At 72.0% G+C, this 17,067-nt stretch carries 15 protein-coding genes and 3 pseudogenes; 9 read left to right on the top strand and 9 right to left on the bottom strand.

Annotated features, from left to right (window positions below; translation table 11 throughout):
• Positions 1 to 458 (top strand): annotated as a pseudogene (locus tag PSD17_RS21330) (MFS transporter); the annotation flags it as partial.
• A 167-nt stretch (positions 459 to 625) separates the two neighbouring features.
• Here PSD17_RS21330 and PSD17_RS21325 read toward each other — a convergent pair.
• Together PSD17_RS21325 and PSD17_RS35415 are read right to left on the bottom strand one after the other, a co-directional pair.
• Positions 626 to 1,441 carry a substrate-binding domain-containing protein gene (locus tag PSD17_RS21325; protein ID WP_339124264.1) on the bottom strand — a complete coding sequence of 272 codons (816 nt, stop codon included), beginning with the start codon at positions 1,439 to 1,441 and terminating at the stop codon, positions 626 to 628.
• Positions 1,442 to 1,492: 51 nt separating this feature from the next.
• Positions 1,493 to 1,627 (bottom strand): annotated as a pseudogene (locus PSD17_RS35415) (LacI family DNA-binding transcriptional regulator); the annotation flags it as partial.
• A gap of 317 nt (positions 1,628 to 1,944) precedes the next feature.
• Here PSD17_RS35415 and PSD17_RS21320 point away from each other — a divergent pair.
• From PSD17_RS21320 to PSD17_RS21295, 6 genes are read left to right on the top strand one after another with little or no spacing between them, the layout of a single operon-like run.
• Complete coding sequence (locus PSD17_RS21320) at positions 1,945 to 3,096, top strand: LLM class flavin-dependent oxidoreductase (RefSeq protein ID WP_013673966.1); 1,152 nt, start codon at positions 1,945 to 1,947, stop codon at positions 3,094 to 3,096.
• Between the two features lie 36 nt (positions 3,097 to 3,132).
• Positions 3,133 to 4,635 (top strand): aldehyde dehydrogenase, encoded by a 1,503-nt coding sequence (locus PSD17_RS21315; RefSeq protein WP_103383913.1) that lies wholly within the window; start codon positions 3,133 to 3,135, stop codon positions 4,633 to 4,635.
• Between the two features lie 41 nt (positions 4,636 to 4,676).
• A complete protein-coding gene (locus tag PSD17_RS21310; RefSeq protein WP_339124262.1) occupies positions 4,677 to 5,144 on the top strand; it encodes an SMP-30/gluconolactonase/LRE family protein in 468 nt (155 codons plus the stop codon).
• On the top strand, positions 5,072 to 5,527 hold the full coding sequence (locus tag PSD17_RS21305) for an SMP-30/gluconolactonase/LRE family protein (protein ID WP_339124270.1): 456 nt from the start codon (positions 5,072 to 5,074) through the stop codon (positions 5,525 to 5,527). The genes PSD17_RS21310 and PSD17_RS21305 overlap by 73 nt, the downstream gene beginning before the upstream one ends.
• Complete coding sequence (locus PSD17_RS21300; protein ID WP_339124261.1) at positions 5,521 to 6,459, top strand: alpha/beta fold hydrolase; 939 nt, start codon at positions 5,521 to 5,523, stop codon at positions 6,457 to 6,459. Before PSD17_RS21305 ends, PSD17_RS21300 begins: the two co-directional genes overlap by 7 nt.
• A 44-nt stretch (positions 6,460 to 6,503) precedes the next feature.
• Positions 6,504 to 7,433 (top strand): TIGR03564 family F420-dependent LLM class oxidoreductase, encoded by a 930-nt coding sequence (locus PSD17_RS21295; protein ID WP_339124259.1) that lies wholly within the window; start codon positions 6,504 to 6,506, stop codon positions 7,431 to 7,433.
• Between the two features lie 81 nt (positions 7,434 to 7,514).
• Here the strand turns inward: PSD17_RS21295 and PSD17_RS35410 are convergent.
• The 4 genes and pseudogenes from PSD17_RS35410 to gatC form a co-directional block, all read right to left on the bottom strand.
• Positions 7,515 to 7,882: pseudogene (locus PSD17_RS35410) on the bottom strand (IS1380 family transposase); the annotation flags it as partial.
• Between the two features lie 293 nt (positions 7,883 to 8,175).
• The gene (gene gatB / locus PSD17_RS21290; protein ID WP_339124258.1) at positions 8,176 to 9,678 is read right to left on the bottom strand and encodes an Asp-tRNA(Asn)/Glu-tRNA(Gln) amidotransferase subunit GatB; all 1,503 of its coding nucleotides are present in this window, start codon (positions 9,676 to 9,678) and stop codon (positions 8,176 to 8,178) included.
• Entirely contained in the window at positions 9,675 to 11,180 is a 1,506-nt protein-coding gene (gene gatA / locus PSD17_RS21285) for an Asp-tRNA(Asn)/Glu-tRNA(Gln) amidotransferase subunit GatA (RefSeq protein WP_013673961.1), read from the bottom strand. Before gatA ends, gatB begins: the two co-directional genes overlap by 4 nt.
• Complete coding sequence (gatC, locus tag PSD17_RS21280; protein WP_013673960.1) at positions 11,177 to 11,500, bottom strand: Asp-tRNA(Asn)/Glu-tRNA(Gln) amidotransferase subunit GatC; 324 nt, start codon at positions 11,498 to 11,500, stop codon at positions 11,177 to 11,179. Before gatC ends, gatA begins: the two co-directional genes overlap by 4 nt.
• Positions 11,501 to 11,816: 316 nt before the next feature.
• Between gatC and PSD17_RS21275 the strand changes: the two genes are divergently transcribed.
• Both PSD17_RS21275 and PSD17_RS21270 read left to right on the top strand, forming a co-directional pair.
• Positions 11,817 to 12,476 carry an ACT domain-containing protein gene (locus tag PSD17_RS21275; protein ID WP_013673959.1) on the top strand — a complete coding sequence of 220 codons (660 nt, stop codon included), beginning with the start codon at positions 11,817 to 11,819 and terminating at the stop codon, positions 12,474 to 12,476.
• Positions 12,477 to 13,637 (top strand): PucR family transcriptional regulator, encoded by a 1,161-nt coding sequence (locus tag PSD17_RS21270; RefSeq protein WP_339124256.1) that lies wholly within the window; start codon positions 12,477 to 12,479, stop codon positions 13,635 to 13,637.
• A 144-nt stretch (positions 13,638 to 13,781) separates the two neighbouring features.
• Here the strand turns inward: PSD17_RS21270 and PSD17_RS21265 are convergent, their stop codons facing one another.
• From PSD17_RS21265 to PSD17_RS21255, 3 genes are all read right to left on the bottom strand, one after another.
• A complete protein-coding gene (locus PSD17_RS21265) occupies positions 13,782 to 14,924 on the bottom strand; it encodes a fatty acid desaturase family protein (RefSeq protein ID WP_103384622.1) in 1,143 nt (380 codons plus the stop codon).
• An 8-nt stretch (positions 14,925 to 14,932) separates the two neighbouring features.
• Positions 14,933 to 15,997: a ferredoxin reductase gene (locus PSD17_RS21260; RefSeq protein ID WP_339124255.1), complete on the bottom strand. Its 1,065-nt coding sequence runs from the start codon at positions 15,995 to 15,997 to the stop codon at positions 14,933 to 14,935.
• Positions 15,998 to 16,150: 153 nt separating this feature from the next.
• Positions 16,151 to 16,870: a 3-keto-5-aminohexanoate cleavage protein gene (locus tag PSD17_RS21255; RefSeq protein WP_013673955.1), complete on the bottom strand. Its 720-nt coding sequence runs from the start codon at positions 16,868 to 16,870 to the stop codon at positions 16,151 to 16,153.
• Positions 16,871 to 17,067: the final 197 nt, after the last annotated feature.

Genomic DNA, 17,067 nt, shown 5'->3' with positions numbered 1-17,067 from the left:
CCGCGTCCCGGCTGGAGCCAGTCCTGGGACGGCGGGGGGTCATGGTCCTCAGCGGTGTCCTCATGACCCTCGGCGCGGTCCCGCTGCTGTTCATCGGCAGCGCGCCCTGGACGCCCTACCTGACGGCGGCGATCCTGGGAGCCGGTATCGCGATGAGCCTCACCCAGGGGCTCAACACGATCGTCCAGGTGGTCCCCAACGACCGGGTCGCCAGCACCAGCGGAACGACGTACGTGCTGCAGTCCGTCGGTGGTGTGACCGGCGGACAGATCGCGGCAGGAATCCTCGCCGTGGGCATGGTCGCCGGAGGCGCACCGACCTGGGGTGGATTCCTCGGAAACGTCGTCCTGCTCCTGGCCCTCGGACTCGCCGCCATCGGGCTGAGCTTCACCCTGAAGACCAAGCGCGCGGCCGCGTCTACGGGTCGCGACACCGACCCGGTGTCCGCGCCGGCCTGAGTGGTTCCCGGGACGGCACCGGCGCGCCCGCGTGGGGACACGACAGTCCCCGCCCGGCAGCCGGTGCCATCCCGATCTTCGCGTGCACCGACCAGGCACGACGGGCCCGCCGGGCCGAGCACCAGGACGCCGCACGCACCGGCCCTGCGCGGGTCGCCTGCCGGCCGTCATCGAGCGGACACGCCGTCCGGCTCCGGGACAGGTCCGGTCGAGGAGCGCTCGATCCACTCCATGCCGCCCGGCACCAGGACGTCCTCGATCTCCTCGCCCTCCAGCGCGGCGAGCATCGACCGAGCCGCAGCACGGCCGAAGAGCTCGTAGTCCGCACGGAGACTCGACAACGGAGTGCGCAGCATGGGAGCGCTCAGGCCGTCCACAGTGGAAACCACGGACAGCTTCTCCGGGACCGGGACACGGAGCTCCTCACACACGCTCAGCAGTTGTACCGCTCCCGGGTAGTCGGCCATGAACAGGGTGGGCGGGTCCGGTGTGGCGAGTTCGGTGCGGACGTGGGCCAGCATGACGGTGCGGTCGGAACCCAGATCACACCGGCGCCACCGCAGCTCACCGAACGACCTGAACTTCTCGTGCATCGGAGGAGTACCACCGCGCGTGAACTCGACTGCGACTCGGTGCCCGAGATCGGTCAAGCGCTGGTACATCTGGGCGAAAACAGCTTCGGCGTCGTGGGTCACGAAGGGCAACTCAGGACAGCCGTCGTCACGGTGACTGATGGCCACGACCGGGACCTCGGCCTGCCTGTAGCGCTCCAGCAGACGCGACGGCTGGGCGTTCTGGAAGAAGACGCCGTCGACGCCGCGGGCCAGGAAGCCCTCCAGATGCATGTCGATCTGATCCGAACCACCCCGCGCGACGGACAGCAGCACCTGCTTGCCTGCCTCCTCCATCTCCCGGATGAGACAGTCCAGGATGGACATGATCTCCATGTGCGGGTCGAGGTCCGCGTTGATCAGGACGCCCACCGTGTTCGTTCGGCCGCCTCGCATCCGACGGGCCGCGACGTTGGGGACGTACCCCAGCGCCTCGGCCGCCGCCTTGACCCGGGCTGCGTTCTCCGGAGACACCTGGCCGCCGCTCAGCGCCCTGGAGGCGCTCATGAGAGACAGGCCCGCGAGATCCGCAACGCTCTGCAGAGTCGGCCCCGACACCCGCGGCCCGGGGCGCCGCTTCCGATTCGTCACCCGGCCATGCTAGCCCCGACGATGCGCGACCAGGGGCCGAGAACGGATCGGCGACGAGGGCTTCACCGCACGTCAGAGGAGTGGTAACGTTACCAGCACATCAGCGGCATCCCGATGCGCGAGCAACTGCGGCCCGGTCGGCCAGTCGGCCGTCGGCACCCTCACCGCATCCGGTCGCACGGTGTTCGCCACTGCTCACCCCGGTCCGGGTCCACTGCCTGAGCAATCACGAGCAGTACGGAACCGCACCCGAGCACACACGCATCCAACCGAGTGAGGTCACGATGAAGGTCGGCGTCAACTATCCGTTCGGGAACGACAGCGACTGGGATCGGTACAAGGCCCAGAGCGACGGCCCCCAGAAGGTCACTGATCAGCAGGTCCTCGACGAGCAGCTCGCCCTCGTCGATCTCATCGAGCCGCTGGGCTTCGACTCCTACTGGGCGATCGATCACTACATCACCCCGTACGGAATGACCGGCGGTGTGCTGCAACATCTCACCTATGTGGCCGGACGCACCTCACGGATCGACCTCGGGACCATGGTGACGGTGCTGCCATGGTATGAGCCCGTGCAGCTCGCGCACCAGATCAGCGTGCTGGACAACGTCCTGAAGGGCCGGGGCCTGACACTCGGGGTCGGCCGCGGCGCGGCCGTGCGGGAGTTCGACGGGTTTCGGGTCGCCATGGACGATGCGCGAATCCGGTACAACGAAACCCTTGACATCCTCCGCCTGGCGCTGTCGCAGGAGTGGTTCGAGTACCAGGGCGAACACTTCACGATCCCGAGAACCTCGGTCCGTCCCAAGTTCCGCAACCCCGAACGCATCCTCGGCTCGATGAAGTCCGGCTGGGCCAGCCCGCAGAGCCTGCCGTTGGCGGCGAACGCAGGCCTGGGGATGCTGCTGACGAACCAGAAGAGCTGGGCCGGCTATCGCGAAGACGTGATCGAGTTCAACCGTCTCCGCGCCGAGCACGGCTGGGATCCGGTACAACCCACGGTGTGTGTCCGGGCCGCCTGCTTCGAGGACGAGGCCGAGGCCTGGGACGTGATGTCCCGGCACAACCTGGAGTCCCAGCACAGCAGTCTCAACCACTACCAGCTCGACGACGTCGCCCGTTTCGCCAAGACGAAGGGGTACGAGCAGTACGCCTCGTTCGGTACGAGCACACTGACCGACGAGGAGCAGACCGAGACCACCGCGCGACCGCAGGCCTGGGGAACTCCCGAGCAGGTCTTCGAGCGACTCCGGCGCATCCAGAAGATGACGGGGGCCGGCGAGTTCGTACTGACCTTCAAGTTCGGCAACATGCCCGCGGAGACCGCGGAACGGTCCAAGCGGCTCTTCGCCGCGACTGTCCTGCCACGGCTGCACGACCTCGAGGCCACGCTCGACCTGACCGACAGCGACGATCTCGCCGTCAGCCCTGCCTGACATGGTCGTCCGAGCCAACCCACCTGGCCGGCCACCATGCACGGCCCACACCTGGAGGTCCGTGTGACGAGCATCGTCGGTGAAGCGACCACGGCGGACCGCCCCCGCTTCTTCGTAGGCGGCGCGTGGGTCGCTCCCCGTGGAACCGAGATGCACCGGGCCGTCGAAGCGGCGACCGGTGAGCCACTGGGAACCGCGGCCCTCGGCGACGAGGCGGATATCGACTCCGCGGTTCGTGCGGCCCGCGCGGCGATCGACGAGGGCCCCTGGGGGCGGACGACCCCGGGCGAGCGGGCGGCGATGATGCTCCGGTTCGCAGACGCCCTTGCAGCCCGCGCCGAGGACACCGCCCGGCTGGTCACCCGGGAGAACGGCATGCCCATCCGGCTGTCGAAGGGTTCCAACGGCGTCGTCCCGCCGGCGCTGCTGCGTACCTACGCCGACCTCGTCGAGCGCTTCCCGCTGGAGGAGACCCGCCCCGGCGCAGCCGGGGCGACGATCGTGCGCCGCGAGCCGGTCGGCGTCGTCGGCGCAATCGTGCCCTGGAACTACCCTCAGGCCCTGGCGATGTTCAAGATCGCCCCGGCGCTCGCCGCGGGCTGCACCGTCGTGCTCAAGCCGTCTCCGGAGACCCCGTTGGACGCCTACGTCCTCGGCGACGCCGCGATCGAGGCCGGGCTACCGGCGGGTGTGCTCAACATCGTGCTGGGCGGGCGAGAGGCCGGACGCGCGTTGGTGTCGCACCCGCTCGTGGACAAGATCGCGTTCACCGGCTCCACCGAGGCCGGGAGGGTCATCGGCGCCGAGTGCGGCCGGCTCATCCGGCGCTGCACCCTGGAGCTGGGCGGCAAGTCCGCGGCGATCGTGCTCGAAGACGCCGACCTCGACGTGCTCCGGGCAGGCCTGAGCACCGCGTCGTTCCAGAACAACAGCCAGACCTGCACCACCCAGTCGCGTGTCCTCGCCCCGCGTTCCCGCTACGACGAGGTCGTGGAGGTCCTCGCCCAGTACTGCCGCGACCGGGTCGTCGGTGATCCACTCGATCCGGCCACCTCACTGGGGCCGATGGCCAGCGAGGCACACCTCCACCGGGTCCTGGCGTACATCGACATCGCGCGGAACTCGGACGCGCGGTTGGTGACGGGCGGTGGACGCCCAGCGGGGCTGGACCGCGGCTGGTTCGTCGAGCCCACGGTCTTCGCCGACGTCGACAACGCCGACCGGCTCGCCCGCGAGGAGGTCTTCGGGCCCGTCATCGCCGTCATCCCTTACGACGGCGACGACGAGGCGGTCCGCATCGCCAACGACTCCGACTACGGCCTCGCCGGATCGGTGTGGACGCGAGACGAGGCACGTGGGCTCGACCTGGCCCGGCGTATCCGCACCGGGACGATCGGCGTCAACCGGTACAGCATCGATCTCGGCGCGCCCTTCGGAGGGATGAAGGACTCCGGGATCGGCCGCGAGCTCGGCCCCGAGGGCCTGGCGAACTACCTCGAGTACAAGTCGATGTACGTGAGCGCTGCGCACGTCGACTGAGTTCCACACTCCACGCTCGGTCTACATACGGAGGCGGACCGATGGAACCGACACCCCTTCTCGACGGGCTCCGCTTCGCCGAGTGCCCCCGTTGGCACGACGACAGGCTGTGGTTCTGCGACATGCACGCGCGGCGGATCATGACCGTCGACGAGCACGGCCATGCCGAGACCGTCGTCCAGTTCGCCCGCGGCGTCACACCCGCGGGCCTGGGCTTCCTCCCGGACGGATCGTTGCTCGTCGTCAATCTGGAGCGCCCGGTGATCCTGAGACGCACTGTCGACGGCGCCGTCACCGAGTACGCGGACCTGACCTCTCTCGCCGTCGGCCCGCTCAACGACCTCGCCGTCGACCGGCACGGCCGGGCGTACGTGGGGTCGAGCGGTACCGACGGCTCGACTTCGAGGTCCGCCCCCCGAAGGGCTCGGGCTCTGTCATCCTGGTCGAGGCGGACCGCTCCGCGCGAATCGTCGCCGGTGAGGTCGACGCGCCGAACGGCCCGGTCCTGACGTGTGACGACACCCGGTACATCGTCTCGCTGCTGTTCGCCGGGCAGCTTCTGGGTTTCGACAAACGGCCCGACGGGTCGCTACACAACCGGCGAACATGGGCGGACCTCAAACCCGGCGGGGCCGACGGCATCACCGTCGACCGCGAGAACGCGATCTGGACCTGTGAACCGATGACCGGGCAGATCCGACGGGTGCGCGAAGGCGGCGAGATCACCGACATGATCACTGTCGAGGGCCGCATGCCGATCGTGCCCTGCCTCGGCGGCCAGGACGGCCGCACGTTGTTCATCCTCAACCTTCACGGGGGACCGGACGCCTTGATGAACCGCACGTGCACGGCCACCATCGACACGATGCGGGTGGTGGTTCCGGCATGGTGAGCCCCGACATCGACGTCGTCGACGGACGCGCCGCGGTCGGTGCTCTGGAGCTCTGCTTCCAGACTCGCGGCTCCCGCGCCGATCCCGCTCTCCTGCTGATCATGGGCTTCGGCGCCCAGCTCACCGCGTGGGACGAATCCTTCGTGGACGCCTTCGTGCGCCGAGGCTTCTTCGTGATCCGCTACGACCACCGCGACGTCGGCTTGTCCTCGGGGGTCGTAGGCGTCCCGGACCTGGAGGCCTGTAATCGCGGGGATCACTCCAGTGTCCCCTACACACTGTTCGACATGGCCGCCGACGCTGCCGGGCTGTTGGACGCGCTCGACGTTCGTGCCGCGCATGTGCTGGGGGCGTCGATGGGCGGCATGATCGCGCAGGCGTTGGCCATCGACCATCCGGGGCGGACGCTGTCGCTTGCGTCGGTGATGTCGACCACCGGTGATCCCGGCTTGCCCGCGGCCTCCGCCGAAGCCGCCGCTGCGGCCGTCCGGGCGCGCGCGGCACGGACTCGCGCCGAGTCGATCGAGGCCACTGTGGATGCTGCGCGGGTTTATGCGGGTTCCAGGTTCCCCTTCGACGCCGAGAGCGTCCGCCGCCGGGCCGCTGAGGCGCTGGACCGGGCGGACCGCCCCGAGGGCAGGCTCCGGCATGTCGCCGCCGTCCGGACCGCGAGCAACCGGACCGCCGCCCTGGGCCGCGTCCGGGGCCCCACCGTCGTCGTGCACGGAACCGAGGATCCTCTGCTTCCGATCGAGTGCGGACGCGCCACGGCTGCGGCGATCCCGGGGGCGCGCTTCGTTCCTGTGCCGGGTCTTGGCCACGAGCTGCCCGACGGTGTTCAGCAGTGGATCGTGGAACTCGTGGTAGCGAACGCCACCGGCGGAGGACGCGACCCCGATTGCAAATGGGGTACCACCCCGTTTAGTGTGTGAATCGACCGAGACACCCGGTCGAAATTCGACGGGAGATCAGATCCATGCGCATCAGCCTGAACGCTGCGGTCGGCATGGGAGGCCCCCAGACCGTCCCCCACGCAGTTGAAGAAGTCGCCGGCGCCGCGGACAACGGCCTCGCCGCCGCATGGCTGCCGCAGATGCCGCCGTGGGCCGGGATCGCCGGCTGGGACGCCCTCACGGTGGCCGCGGTGGCAGGTGCCGCCGTGCCCGGGATCGGCCTCGGCACCTCTGTGGTCGTCGCCCAGACCCGCCATCCCCTCACTCTCGCGGGACAGGCGCTCACCGTGCAATCGGCCGTCGGCAACCGCCTGACACTCGGCATCGGCGTGAGCCAGGCACCGGTCATCGAGCCGACCTTCGGTTACCCCTTCGAGAGACCGGTCCGGTACCTCCGTGAGTATCTCGAGGTGCTCCTCCCGGCACTGGCGGGCGAACCCGTGGAGCACAAGGGCGAGGCCCTCATCGCGAACGGGCAGCTGACGTTCCCCGGGGTGACCGCTCCCCCGGTCGTCCTTGCGGCCCTCGGACCCCAGATGCTGCGACTGGCGGGTGAACTCACCGAGGGAACCGTGACTCTGTGGACCGGAGTGCGAACGATCTCCGAGCACATCACCCCTCGGATCACAGCGGCAGCCGAGACCGCCGGCCGTCCGCAGCCTCGCGTGATCGTCGGTTCCCTCGTCTGTGTCACCGACGACCCCGACTCTGCACGTGCACTGGCGGCCGAGCGGTTCGCCGGCGCGGGCCAGCTGCCCAGTTACGGAGCGATGCTCGAGATCGAAGGGGTCGCCAGTGCCGTCGACGTGATCCTGGTCGGGACCGAGGAGCAGATAGCGGCCGACCTCCGCCGCTACGAGGAGGCAGGCGCCAGTGAGCTGATTGCTGTGCTCTTCGGCACGGCCGAGGACCAGGCGCGCACAATGAGGTTCTTGAGCGCGATCAACAACTGACCGGCCTGTTCGTGCAGATGCGCAGTCGGCATCCAGTCCGCCGACCCGGTTCGTCAGACCACCGAAGTCCTCGACCGGATGTGCGTGGCGCCCGTCTCGATGGTCGACGTCCCCGGGCTCGCCGGGCTGGTCGGTGATGAACGGTGGTACTCGAAGGTCCGGAGCAACTCCGGTCGGGCGGGATCAGCCCGACCGGCCCGGCGTTCGCGGATGCCGGCGGGGTCGGGGGCGGTGCACGATCAGCCGCATCCGCAGCCCGTTGCCCCGCCACGGCGAGGATGGAGTGGGTCGGCGGTGGCCGAACACGACCCGGTCCAGCCCGATGACCGCGGCACCGGGTTCGAAGCGGGCAGCGGGGTCCAGCGGTGCTCGGGGACCACGCGGATCGCCGCACGCATCCGGCCGAGCAGGCGGGCGCCGATGGAGTACCCCACCCCACGGCGGCGACACTCCCGGTGGCGTCGTTGGGCCGCATGCGGACCCGCGGTGACCTGCGTGTCCAGCAGGTCGGGCAGGCCAGCCGCTGCCCCAGCGTTGGCGGCAGCACCCGCCCCGCCCCAGCGATCAGCGACGCGTCGCCCACGGTCACCGACAACCGCTCGAGTACATGCGATGCCGACACCGAGAGGGTGCCCCTTCAATCCGGACCGACTGCTGGTGTGAGAACCGCAATCGCCCAGCTCAGGAGCACCCTCCACCCACACGCCACGGCTGGACCAGCACCGGAACGGTGAGTTGAGGCTCAGCCGCCGCAGCGCTCGATGATCAGCTCGCGGACGCGCTTGGCGTCGGCCTGACCTCGGGTGGCCTTCATGACCGCGCCGACGATCGCGCCGGCCGCCGCCACCTTGCCGCCGCGGATCTTCTCGGCGACGTCGGGCTGTGCGGCCAGCGCCTCGTCGACGGCGGCGATGAGCGCGCCGTCGTCGGACACGACCGCGAGACCCCGCCCGGCGACGACCTCGTCGGGCTCGCCCTCGCCCGCGAGCACCCCGTCGACGACCTGCCGGGCGAGCTTGTTGTTCAGCTCCCCCGACGAGACCAGCTCGATAACCCGGGCCACCTGCGCCGGGGTGATCGGCAGCTCGTCGAGCGCGACCCCGCGGGTGTTGGCCTGCTGCGCCAGGTAGGACACCCACCAGGAGCGGGCCTCTCCCGACGGCGCCCCGGCCTCGACGGTCGCGGCGACCAGGTCGAGCGCACCGGCGTTGACCAGGTCGCGCAGCTCGGCGTCGGAGAGCTGCCACTCCTGCTGGATGCGGGCGCGCCGCTCCCAGGGCAGCTCGGGCAGGGTGCCGCGCAGCTCCTCGACCCACTCGGGCGACGGCGCGATGGGGACCAGGTCGGGCTCCGGGAAGTACCGGTAGTCCTCCGAGGTCTCCTTGATGCGGCCCGACCGGGTCGTGGCCGTGTCCTCCTGGAAGTGCCGCGTCTCCTGGACGACCTTCTCCCCCGCGTCGAGCACGCCGGCGTGGCGGGTCATCTCGTAGCGGACCGCCCGCTCGACCGAGCGCAGCGAGTTGACGTTCTTCGTCTCGCTGCGGGTGCCGAGGATGCCCGACCCCTTCGGGGACAGCGACAGGTTCACGTCGCAGCGCATCGAGCCCTGGTCCATGCGGACGTCGGAGACGCCCAGGGACCGGATCAGGTCGCGCAGCGCGGTGACGTAGGCGCGGGCGACCTCGGGCGCGCGGGCGCCGGTGTCGGGGATCATCTTCGTGACGATCTCGATCAGCGGGACGCCGGCGCGGTTGTAGTCGAGCAGCGAGTACTCGGCGCCGTGGATCCGGCCGGTGGCGCCGCCGACGTGCAGCGACTTGCCGGTGTCCTCCTCCATGTGCGCCCGCTCGATGCCGACGCGTACGACGGTGCCGTCCTCCAGCGTGACGTCGAGGTGCCCGTTCACGGCGATGGGCTCGTCGTACTGCGACGTCTGGAAGTTCTTGGGCATGTCCGGGTAGAAGTAGTTCTTCCGCGCGAACCGGCCCCACGGCGCGATGTCGCAGTTCAGCGCCAGGCCGATGCGGATCGCGGCCTCGACCGCGGCGCGGTTGACCACGGGCAGCGAGCCGGGCAGGCCCAGGCACGTCGGGCAGACCTGGGTGTTGGGCTCGGCACCGAACGTCGTCGGGCAGCCGCAGAACATCTTCGTGTTCGTCGACAGCTCGACGTGCACCTCGAGCCCGAGCACCGGGTCGTAGCGGTCGACGACGTCGTCGAAGTCGACCAGCGTCGGCGCGCTCATCGCTTCACCTCCGGGATGCGGGTGGCGAACGGACTGCCGTCGGCGGCGTCGCGGGCCGCCTCGTAGGCCGCGCCGACCCGGTACATGACGGCCTCGCCGAGGGCCGGGGCCATGATCTGCAGGCCCGTCGGCAGGCCGTCCTCGGCCGCGACGCCGCTCGGCACCGACATCGCGGTGGTGCCCGCGAGGTTGGTCGGGATCGTCGCGAGGTCGTTGAGGTACATGGCCAGCGGGTCGTCGACCTTGTCCCCGATGGGGAACGCCGTCGTCGGTGCGGTCGGGCTGACCAGGACGTCGGCCTGCTCGAAGGCGGCGGCGAAGTCGCGGCTGATCAGCGTCCGCACCTTCTGGGCCTGCCCGTAGTAGGCGTCGTAGTAGCCCGACGAGAGCGCGTACGTGCCCAGGATGATGCGGCGCTTGACCTCCGGGCCGAAGCCGGCCTCGCGGGTCGCGGCCATGACCTCCTCGGCGCTCGCGCCCTTGTCGACCCGCAGGCCGTAGCGCATCGCGTCGAACCGCGCGAGGTTCGACGACACCTCGCTGGGCAGGATCAGGTAGTACGCGGCCAGGCCGTACTGGAAGTGCGGGGCGCTGACCTCGACGACCTCGGCGCCCAGCTTCTCGAGCTCGCGCAGGGCGGCGTCGAAGTTCTCCTGGACACCGGCCTGGTAGCCCTCGCCGGTGAGCTCGCGGACGACACCGACGCGCAGGCCGTGCAGGTCGCCCTCGGCACCGCGGCGCGCGGCCTCGACGACGGCCGGGACCGGGGCGTCGATCGACGTGGAGTCCAGCGGGTCGTGCCCGGCGATGACCTCGTGCAGCAGCGCCGCGTCGAGCACCGTCCGCGCGCAGGGTCCGGCCTGGTCGAGCGACGACGCGCACGCCACCAGCCCGTAGCGCGAGACGCCGCCGTAGGTGGGCTTGACGCCGACGGTGCCGGTCATCGCGGCGGGCTGGCGGATCGAGCCGCCGGTGTCGGTCCCGATCGCGAGCGGGGCCTCGAACGCCGCGAGTGCCGCCGCCGACCCGCCGCCCGAACCGCCCGGGATGCGGTCGAGGTTCCACGGGTTGTGCGTCGGCCCATATGCCGAGTACTCCGTCGACGAACCCATGGCGAACTCGTCCATGTTGGTCTTGCCCAGGATCGTGACGCCCGCGGCGCGCAGCTTCGCGGTGACCGTCGCGTCGTACGGCGGCCGCCAGCCCTCGAGGATCCGGGAGCCCACGGTGGTCGGCATGTCGGTCGTCGTGAGGACGTCCTTGAGCGCCAGCGGGACGCCCGCCAGCGGCGACGCCGGCGGCGTGTCCGCGTCGAGCGACTCGTCGACCAGCGCGGCCGACGCCAGCGCGGCCTCGGCACCGACGTGCAGGAACGCGTGCACCCGCTCGTCGACGGCCGCGATCCGGTCGAGATGGGCCTGCGCCGCCTCGACGGCCGAGACCTCCCGCGAGTGGATCTTCTGCGCGAGCTCGGCGGCCGTGAGCCTCGTCAGCTCGCTCACTGCTCCTCCCCCAGGATCTGCGGCACGCGGAAGCGGCCGTCCTCGGCGGCGGGGGCACCCGAGAGCGCCTGCTCCTGGGTCAGCCCCGGGCGCAGCTCGTCGGGCCGGAAGACGTTCTCCAGCGGGACGGCGTGCGACGTCGGCGGGATGTCCTCGGCCGCGACCTCGCCCACCCGGGCGACCGCGCCGAGGATGACGTCGAGCTGGCCGGCGAAGACGTCGAGCTCGGCGTCGGTGACGGCGAGCCGCGAGAGCCGGGCGAGGTGCGCGACCTCGTCACGGGTGATGGCCCCGCCTGCCGACGAGGATTCGGGAGACATGTCCCTCCTGGGTGCAACAGTGGACGGTGCCCGCGCGCCGCGGCTGCGCTGCGTACGTTCGCGCACGGGCGGCGGCCGGACGGCCACCGGCGCGCCGCGTCACCACACGGGCCTGACCGAAGTCTAGGACCCCCGGTCAGGGCACCTGCCCGCACCCGGTGTGGCCGGTCGGTCCCGGTGGGTGTCCCGGTGGGTGCTGTGTGCCGTGGTCCGGCCTGGCAGTATCGCGGCGGTGCCGCGTCGGCCACCCGCGGGGCTCCACTCGCGGGCGCCCGCGCGACCGGGTCGTACTGGGTGACCGAGGAGGCGTGACCGGGTGACGTTCTTGCTCCGTGTGGTGCTGCCGGACCGTCCGGGCAGTCTCGGAGCGGTCGCCTCCGCGCTGGGTGAGGCGGGCGCCGACATCCTCGGTGTCGACGTCGTCGAACGGGCCGACGGGAGCGCCGTCGACGACCTGACCGTCGAGCTGCCCTCCGGCCGCCCCCCTGACGTGCTGATCACCGCCGCCGAGTCGGTCCGCGGGGTGCAGGTCGAGTCGGTCCGGCCCTACTCCGGGCGCCTGGACACCCACCGCGAGCTGGAGCTGCTCGACCGCATCGCCGGCGAGCCCGCGCACGGGCTGCAGCTGCTCGCCGAGGAGGTCCCGCGGCTGTTCCGGGCCGGCTGGGCGCTCGTCGCGGTGCGCGAGGGACAACGGTCGTGGCGGCTCGCCGAGTCGTCGGCCGCCCCCGAGACGCGCGCGGGCGACCTGCCGTGGCTGCCGCTGGCCAAGGCCATCGTCATCGACCCCGACGAGCACTGGGTGCCCGAGCCGTGGCGCGCGCTGGACACCGAGCTGGCCGCCGCGCCGCTGGGCCCGGCGTCGGTCATGCAGGTGCTCGTCGTGGGGCGCCCGGGCGGGCCGGCGTTCCGGCCCTCGGAGCTGGCCCGGCTCAGCCATCTCGCGGGGATCGTCACGACGGTCCTGGGAGCCTGAGTGGACCGCCCCTGGGCCCACGTGCCCGGGTGGGTGGGCCCGGCACTCGCCCCGGAGCTGCTGGGCGCGGCGGACGCGATCATCGCCGCGGTGCGCGCCCAGGTCCCGGAGTACGCCCGGCCGCTGGAGGGCAGGTTCGGGGAGCGCATCACGCGCGGGGTGACGGTCGCGCTCCAGCAGTTCGTCGGGCTGCTCGGCTCGGCCGCCGACCTGCCCGACACCCGCACCTACCACGACCTCGGCCAGGTCGAGCACCGCGAGGGCCGGACGCTCGCGGCGCTGCAGGCGGCCTACCAGGTCGGGACCCGCACGCTCTGGCAGCACATCGCCACCGGTGAGGCGGGGCGCCGCCTCGAGCCGGACGTCATCTTCGCGCTGGCCGAGGCCCTGTTCGGCTACCTCGAGCAGCTCTCGGCGGCGTCGGTCAGCGGCTGGGCGCACGCCGAGGCCACGCTGGCCGGGTCGCTGCGGGCGCGCCGTCAGGAGCTCGTCGAGCTGCTGGTCCGGTCACCGCAGGCGTCCGCGGCCGACGTCGAGCGCGCCGCCGCAGCGGCGAACTGGGCGCTGCCGACGCTGGTGGCCACGATCGTCGTCGAGGACGCGGTCGAGATCGCGAGCCGGTTGCCCGACGCCGTCGGCGCCCGCTTCGAACCCGCCGGGGTCGTCCTCGTCCCGGCCCGCGACGGCCTCGCGGGCGCGCTGCGCCACGCCGTCCGCGGCCGGCGTGCGGTGCTGGGCCCGAGCGTCGCGCCCGCCGACGTGGCCCGTTCGGTCGCCCGCGCCCGCACCGCATGGCCGCTGCACATCGCGGGCCAGCTCGGCGAGGGCGCCGTCGTGCGTGCCGACGACCATCTCGTGACGCTCCTGCTCGCCACCGACACCGGCCTGACCGCCGATCTGTGTGCCCGGGCACTCGCGCCGCTGCAGGGGCTGCCCGCCGGCGCCGGGATCCGCGCCGAGGAGACCCTGCGCGCCTGGCTCGACGCGCACGGCGACGTCAGCGCCACCGCTGCCGCCCTGCACGTGCACCCGCAGACGGTCCGCTACCGGCTCGCGGGCCTGCGCGACGCGTTCGGCGACGCCCTCGACGACCCGACGCGCCGCCTGGAGATCATCCTGGCGCTGCGTGCGCAGAGCATCGGCGGCACGCCCCGTGAGTGAGGGCATCCGGCGCCGCGTCGGAGTCGGCCTGGGCGCGCGGTGGTGCCGGGCGCGAGGCGCCGGGGTCGGCCCTCGGCGCGGACGTGCCGGGCGCGAGATGCCGGTGCGCGAGATGCCGGTGCGCGAGATGCCGGTGCCGCGGGGTCAGGCGGCCGCGGCGAGGCGGGCCGCCGCGCGCGGGCGCAGCCGGCGCACCGTGGCCGGAGAGCCGCCGTAGCGCTTGTGCCCACCCGGGAACGCGAGCCGCGCGAGCCGTCGCAACACCGTGCCGTACTGCCGCGGCAACGAGCCCGACGTGTAGGGCAGCCCGTAGCGCCGGCACACGTCGCGCACCTTCGGCGCGATCTCGGCGTAGCGGTTGCTGGGGACGTCGGGGAAGAGATGGTGCTCGATCTGGTGGCTGAGGTTGCCCGTCATCAGGTGGAACAGCGGGCCGCCCTCGAGGTTGGCCGAGCCCAGCAGCTGGCGCACGTACCACTGCCCGCGGGTCTCGCCCTCGAGCCGTGACTCGTCGAAGGTCTCGACGCCGTCGGGGAAGTGCCCGCAGAAGATCACGGCGTGCGACCACACGTTGCGCACCACGTTCGCGGTGGCGTTGGCCGTCAGCGTGCTCAGCGCGCCGGGGCCCGACAGCAGCGGGTACAGCAGGTAGTCCTTCGCGAGCTGCCGACGTGCCTTGCGCCAGATCGTCGCCATCTGCGCCTTGGCCTCCGGCCAGGGCTTCGTTCCCTCCTGGACGCGGTCGAGCTCGATGTCGTAGATCGCGATCGCCCACTCGAAGAACGCCGACAGCCCGAGGTTGTAGATCGGCTGCAGCAGGTACGCCGGGTGCCAGGGCTGCTCCGGGGTGACCCGCATGATCGCGTAGCCCAGGTCGCGGTCCTTGCCGCGGACGTTGGTGAACGTGTGGTGCTCGTAGTTGTGCGAGCGCTTCCACATCTCCGCGGGCGAGACGTGGTCCCACTCCCACGTCGTCGAGTGGATCTCGGGGTCGCGCATCCAGTCCCACTGCCCGTGCAGGATGTTGTGCCCGAGCTCCATGTTCTCCAGGATCTTGGCGACGGACAGCGCCGCCGTCCCGGCCACCCACGCCGCGGGGACGCGCGAGAACAGCAGCAACGCCCGGCCGCCCGCCTCGAGGCCACGCTGGGCGCGCACGACGGACCGGATGTAGCGGGCGTCGGCCTCGCCGAGGCTGTCGACGACCTCCGCTCGGATGGCGTCGAGCTCGGCGCCGAGGGCGTCGATCTGCTCGTCGGTCAGGTGGGCGTCGATCACGGGAGGCATGCGGCGTCCTAGAGGTCGATGGTGACGTCGCCGGTCGGGGCCGAGACGCAGGTGCGGACGGACTGTCCGGGGGTGTCGTGGAGCTCGCCGGTGCGCAGGTCGCGGACCGCGCCGGAACGCAGCGGGCCGACGCACGTGTGACAGATGCCCATGCGGCAGCCGTTGGGCAGCAGGACGCCCGCGGCCTCCCCGGCGGCGAGCACCGGGGTGCCGGGGGCGGCGTCGGCGACGACGCCGCTGCGCCCGAACGTGACGCGCCCGCCGGTGCCGGCGGCGGCGTCGTAGGTGGGCGGGCGGAAGCGTTCGACGTGCAGCGCCGCCGGGTCGCCCGCGCGGTCCCAGTGGTCGACGAGGTCGTCGAGCATGTCGGCGGGCCCGCACGCCCAGGTCTCGCGGGCGCCCCAGTCCGGGACGACGCAGGAGAGCCCGGCGGGGTCGAGCCGTCCCTCGGTCGCGGTGTGGCGCTCGACCAGGCGCATCCCGGTCCGCGCCGCGAGCGCGCGCAGCTCCGGGCCGAAGACGACGTCGGCGGCGGTCCGGTCGCTGTGCACGTGGACCGCGCCGTCGAGGACCGACGGGCGCGTCGCGGCGAGCGTGCGGACCATGCTCATGACCGGCGTGATGCCGCTGCCGGCCGTGACGAACAGCAGCTTCTCCGGCGTCGGCGCGGGCAGTACGAACTCCCCCGACGGCGGGGTGATCCGAACCAGGGCGCCCGGGCGCAGCCGCCGCGCCAGCAGGGTCGAGACCGCGCCGTCGGGCACGGCCGTCACCGTGACGGCGAGCAGGGACTCTCCCGGTCGCGACGTGACCGAGTAGCTGCGCCACGTCCAGACGCCGTCGACCGGTACGCCCAGCCCGACGAACTGGCCCGGCCGGTGCGCGGGCAGCGGGGTGCCGGGGCGCAGGAACAACGTCGTCGCGTCCGCGGTCTCCGGCCGCACCTCGACGACGCGGGCTCCCGGCGCGCGGCCGGACCGCAGCGGCCGCCAGACGGACAGGAAGTCCTCCGGCAGCAGCGGCGTCGTCAACGCGCGCGCCGCGGCGAGGACACGACGTCCGAGGGGAGCCATGTGATCAACGGTATGCAGCGGCCCCGCACCGCGGCCACGCCGTCGGCAACGGGGAGATAACGGGTTCTGTTGCAGGAGCCACAAGCCCCGTCACCGGCGGTCGACGAGCTCGCCCGGAACTCTGGCGTTATGCCGCTGACCTGCGCAAACGACTCAGGGACGGAAGGCGAGGGCGGACCGGACGAGGTCGTCGTTACCGGTCGCGAGCCAGCCGTCGGGACGCACGAGGACGTCCTCGAAGCCGATCCGGGTGTCCTTGCCCATGCGCATCGCGTACTCGAGGACCGGCCAGGCCCCGTCCTCCTCGCCGTGCAACATCACGGGGACGGGGAGCGAGCCCAGCGCGCGCAGGATGCGCACCGCCTCGGCGACGGCGGTCTCGGGATCGGACACCGTCGACTCCGCGAGCACCCGCACCGTCGACGGCGGGACCCCGTTCTGCCGGAGCGTGACCGCGTCCCCGCTGGTCCACACGCCCAGTTCGACGCCGATCCCGGCGTTCGCCGCCGCCTTGCAGACGTCGACCCAGCCCTTCTCGTGGACGTTGACCGAGCACACGTCGGGCTTGCCGGCGCCGAGCCGGGCCCACGCCGTGACTGCCTCCATCCGCTTGCGCGGATCGGGCTGGATCCAGCGCCCCGTCGTCACGCCGATCTCCATGTTGGGGACCTCGCTGCGGATCAGTGCGACCGCGTCCCCCACGTGCACGGGGTCCAGGGTCTCCTCGCCCTCCGGCCCGCGGGGGTGCACGTGCACCGACGTGAGGCCGAGCCGGGCGACGGCGCGCGCGTCGCGGGCGAGATGGCGGGCCTGGATGGGCAGCGCGGGGTGCGCGTCGGCCGGACGCGACCCGTTCAGAACCGCCTGCAACACCCCGTGGCCCTCCTTCGTCTGCGCGAGCCTAGCGACTGCGGCCCGGCCGCGACGTGGTCGAGCCGCGCCCGCACAGTCGATCACATCCGGGGCCGTTCGTCGTGTGGCCGCGCCGGGTCGGTCGGCGACGTCACCGAACCGGTTCAGTCATTGCGCCCGTTCGGGTCCGGGCGTCACCCGACGTCGGCTGTCCGTCC

This window comes from Pseudonocardia sp. D17 (assembly GCF_036984265.1).
GTDB classification, from domain to species: domain Bacteria; phylum Actinomycetota; class Actinomycetes; order Mycobacteriales; family Pseudonocardiaceae; genus Pseudonocardia; species Pseudonocardia benzenivorans.
The sequence above is the reverse complement of the archived record's forward strand: the minus strand, read 5'-3'. Positions and strand labels throughout refer to the sequence as shown.

Excerpts from the sequence above, each read along its gene's own strand:
- PSD17_RS21320 (WP_013673966.1), top strand. The coding sequence starts at position 1,945 with ATGAAGGTCGGCGTCAACTATCCGTTCGGGAACGACAGCGACTGGGAT.
- PSD17_RS21315 (WP_103383913.1), top strand. The coding sequence starts at position 3,133 with ATGCACGGCCCACACCTGGAGGTCCGTGTGACGAGCATCGTCGGTGAA.
- PSD17_RS21310 (WP_339124262.1), top strand. The coding sequence starts at position 4,677 with ATGGAACCGACACCCCTTCTCGACGGGCTCCGCTTCGCCGAGTGCCCC.
- PSD17_RS21300 (WP_339124261.1), top strand. The coding sequence starts at position 5,521 with ATGGTGAGCCCCGACATCGACGTCGTCGACGGACGCGCCGCGGTCGGT.
- PSD17_RS21295 (WP_339124259.1), top strand. The coding sequence starts at position 6,504 with ATGCGCATCAGCCTGAACGCTGCGGTCGGCATGGGAGGCCCCCAGACC.
- gatB (WP_339124258.1), bottom strand. The coding sequence starts at position 9,678 with ATGAGCGCGCCGACGCTGGTCGACTTCGACGACGTCGTCGACCGCTAC.
- gatC (WP_013673960.1), bottom strand. The coding sequence starts at position 11,500 with ATGTCTCCCGAATCCTCGTCGGCAGGCGGGGCCATCACCCGTGACGAG.
- PSD17_RS21265 (WP_103384622.1), bottom strand. The coding sequence starts at position 14,924 with ATGCCTCCCGTGATCGACGCCCACCTGACCGACGAGCAGATCGACGCC.
- PSD17_RS21260 (WP_339124255.1), bottom strand. The coding sequence starts at position 15,997 with ATGGCTCCCCTCGGACGTCGTGTCCTCGCCGCGGCGCGCGCGTTGACG.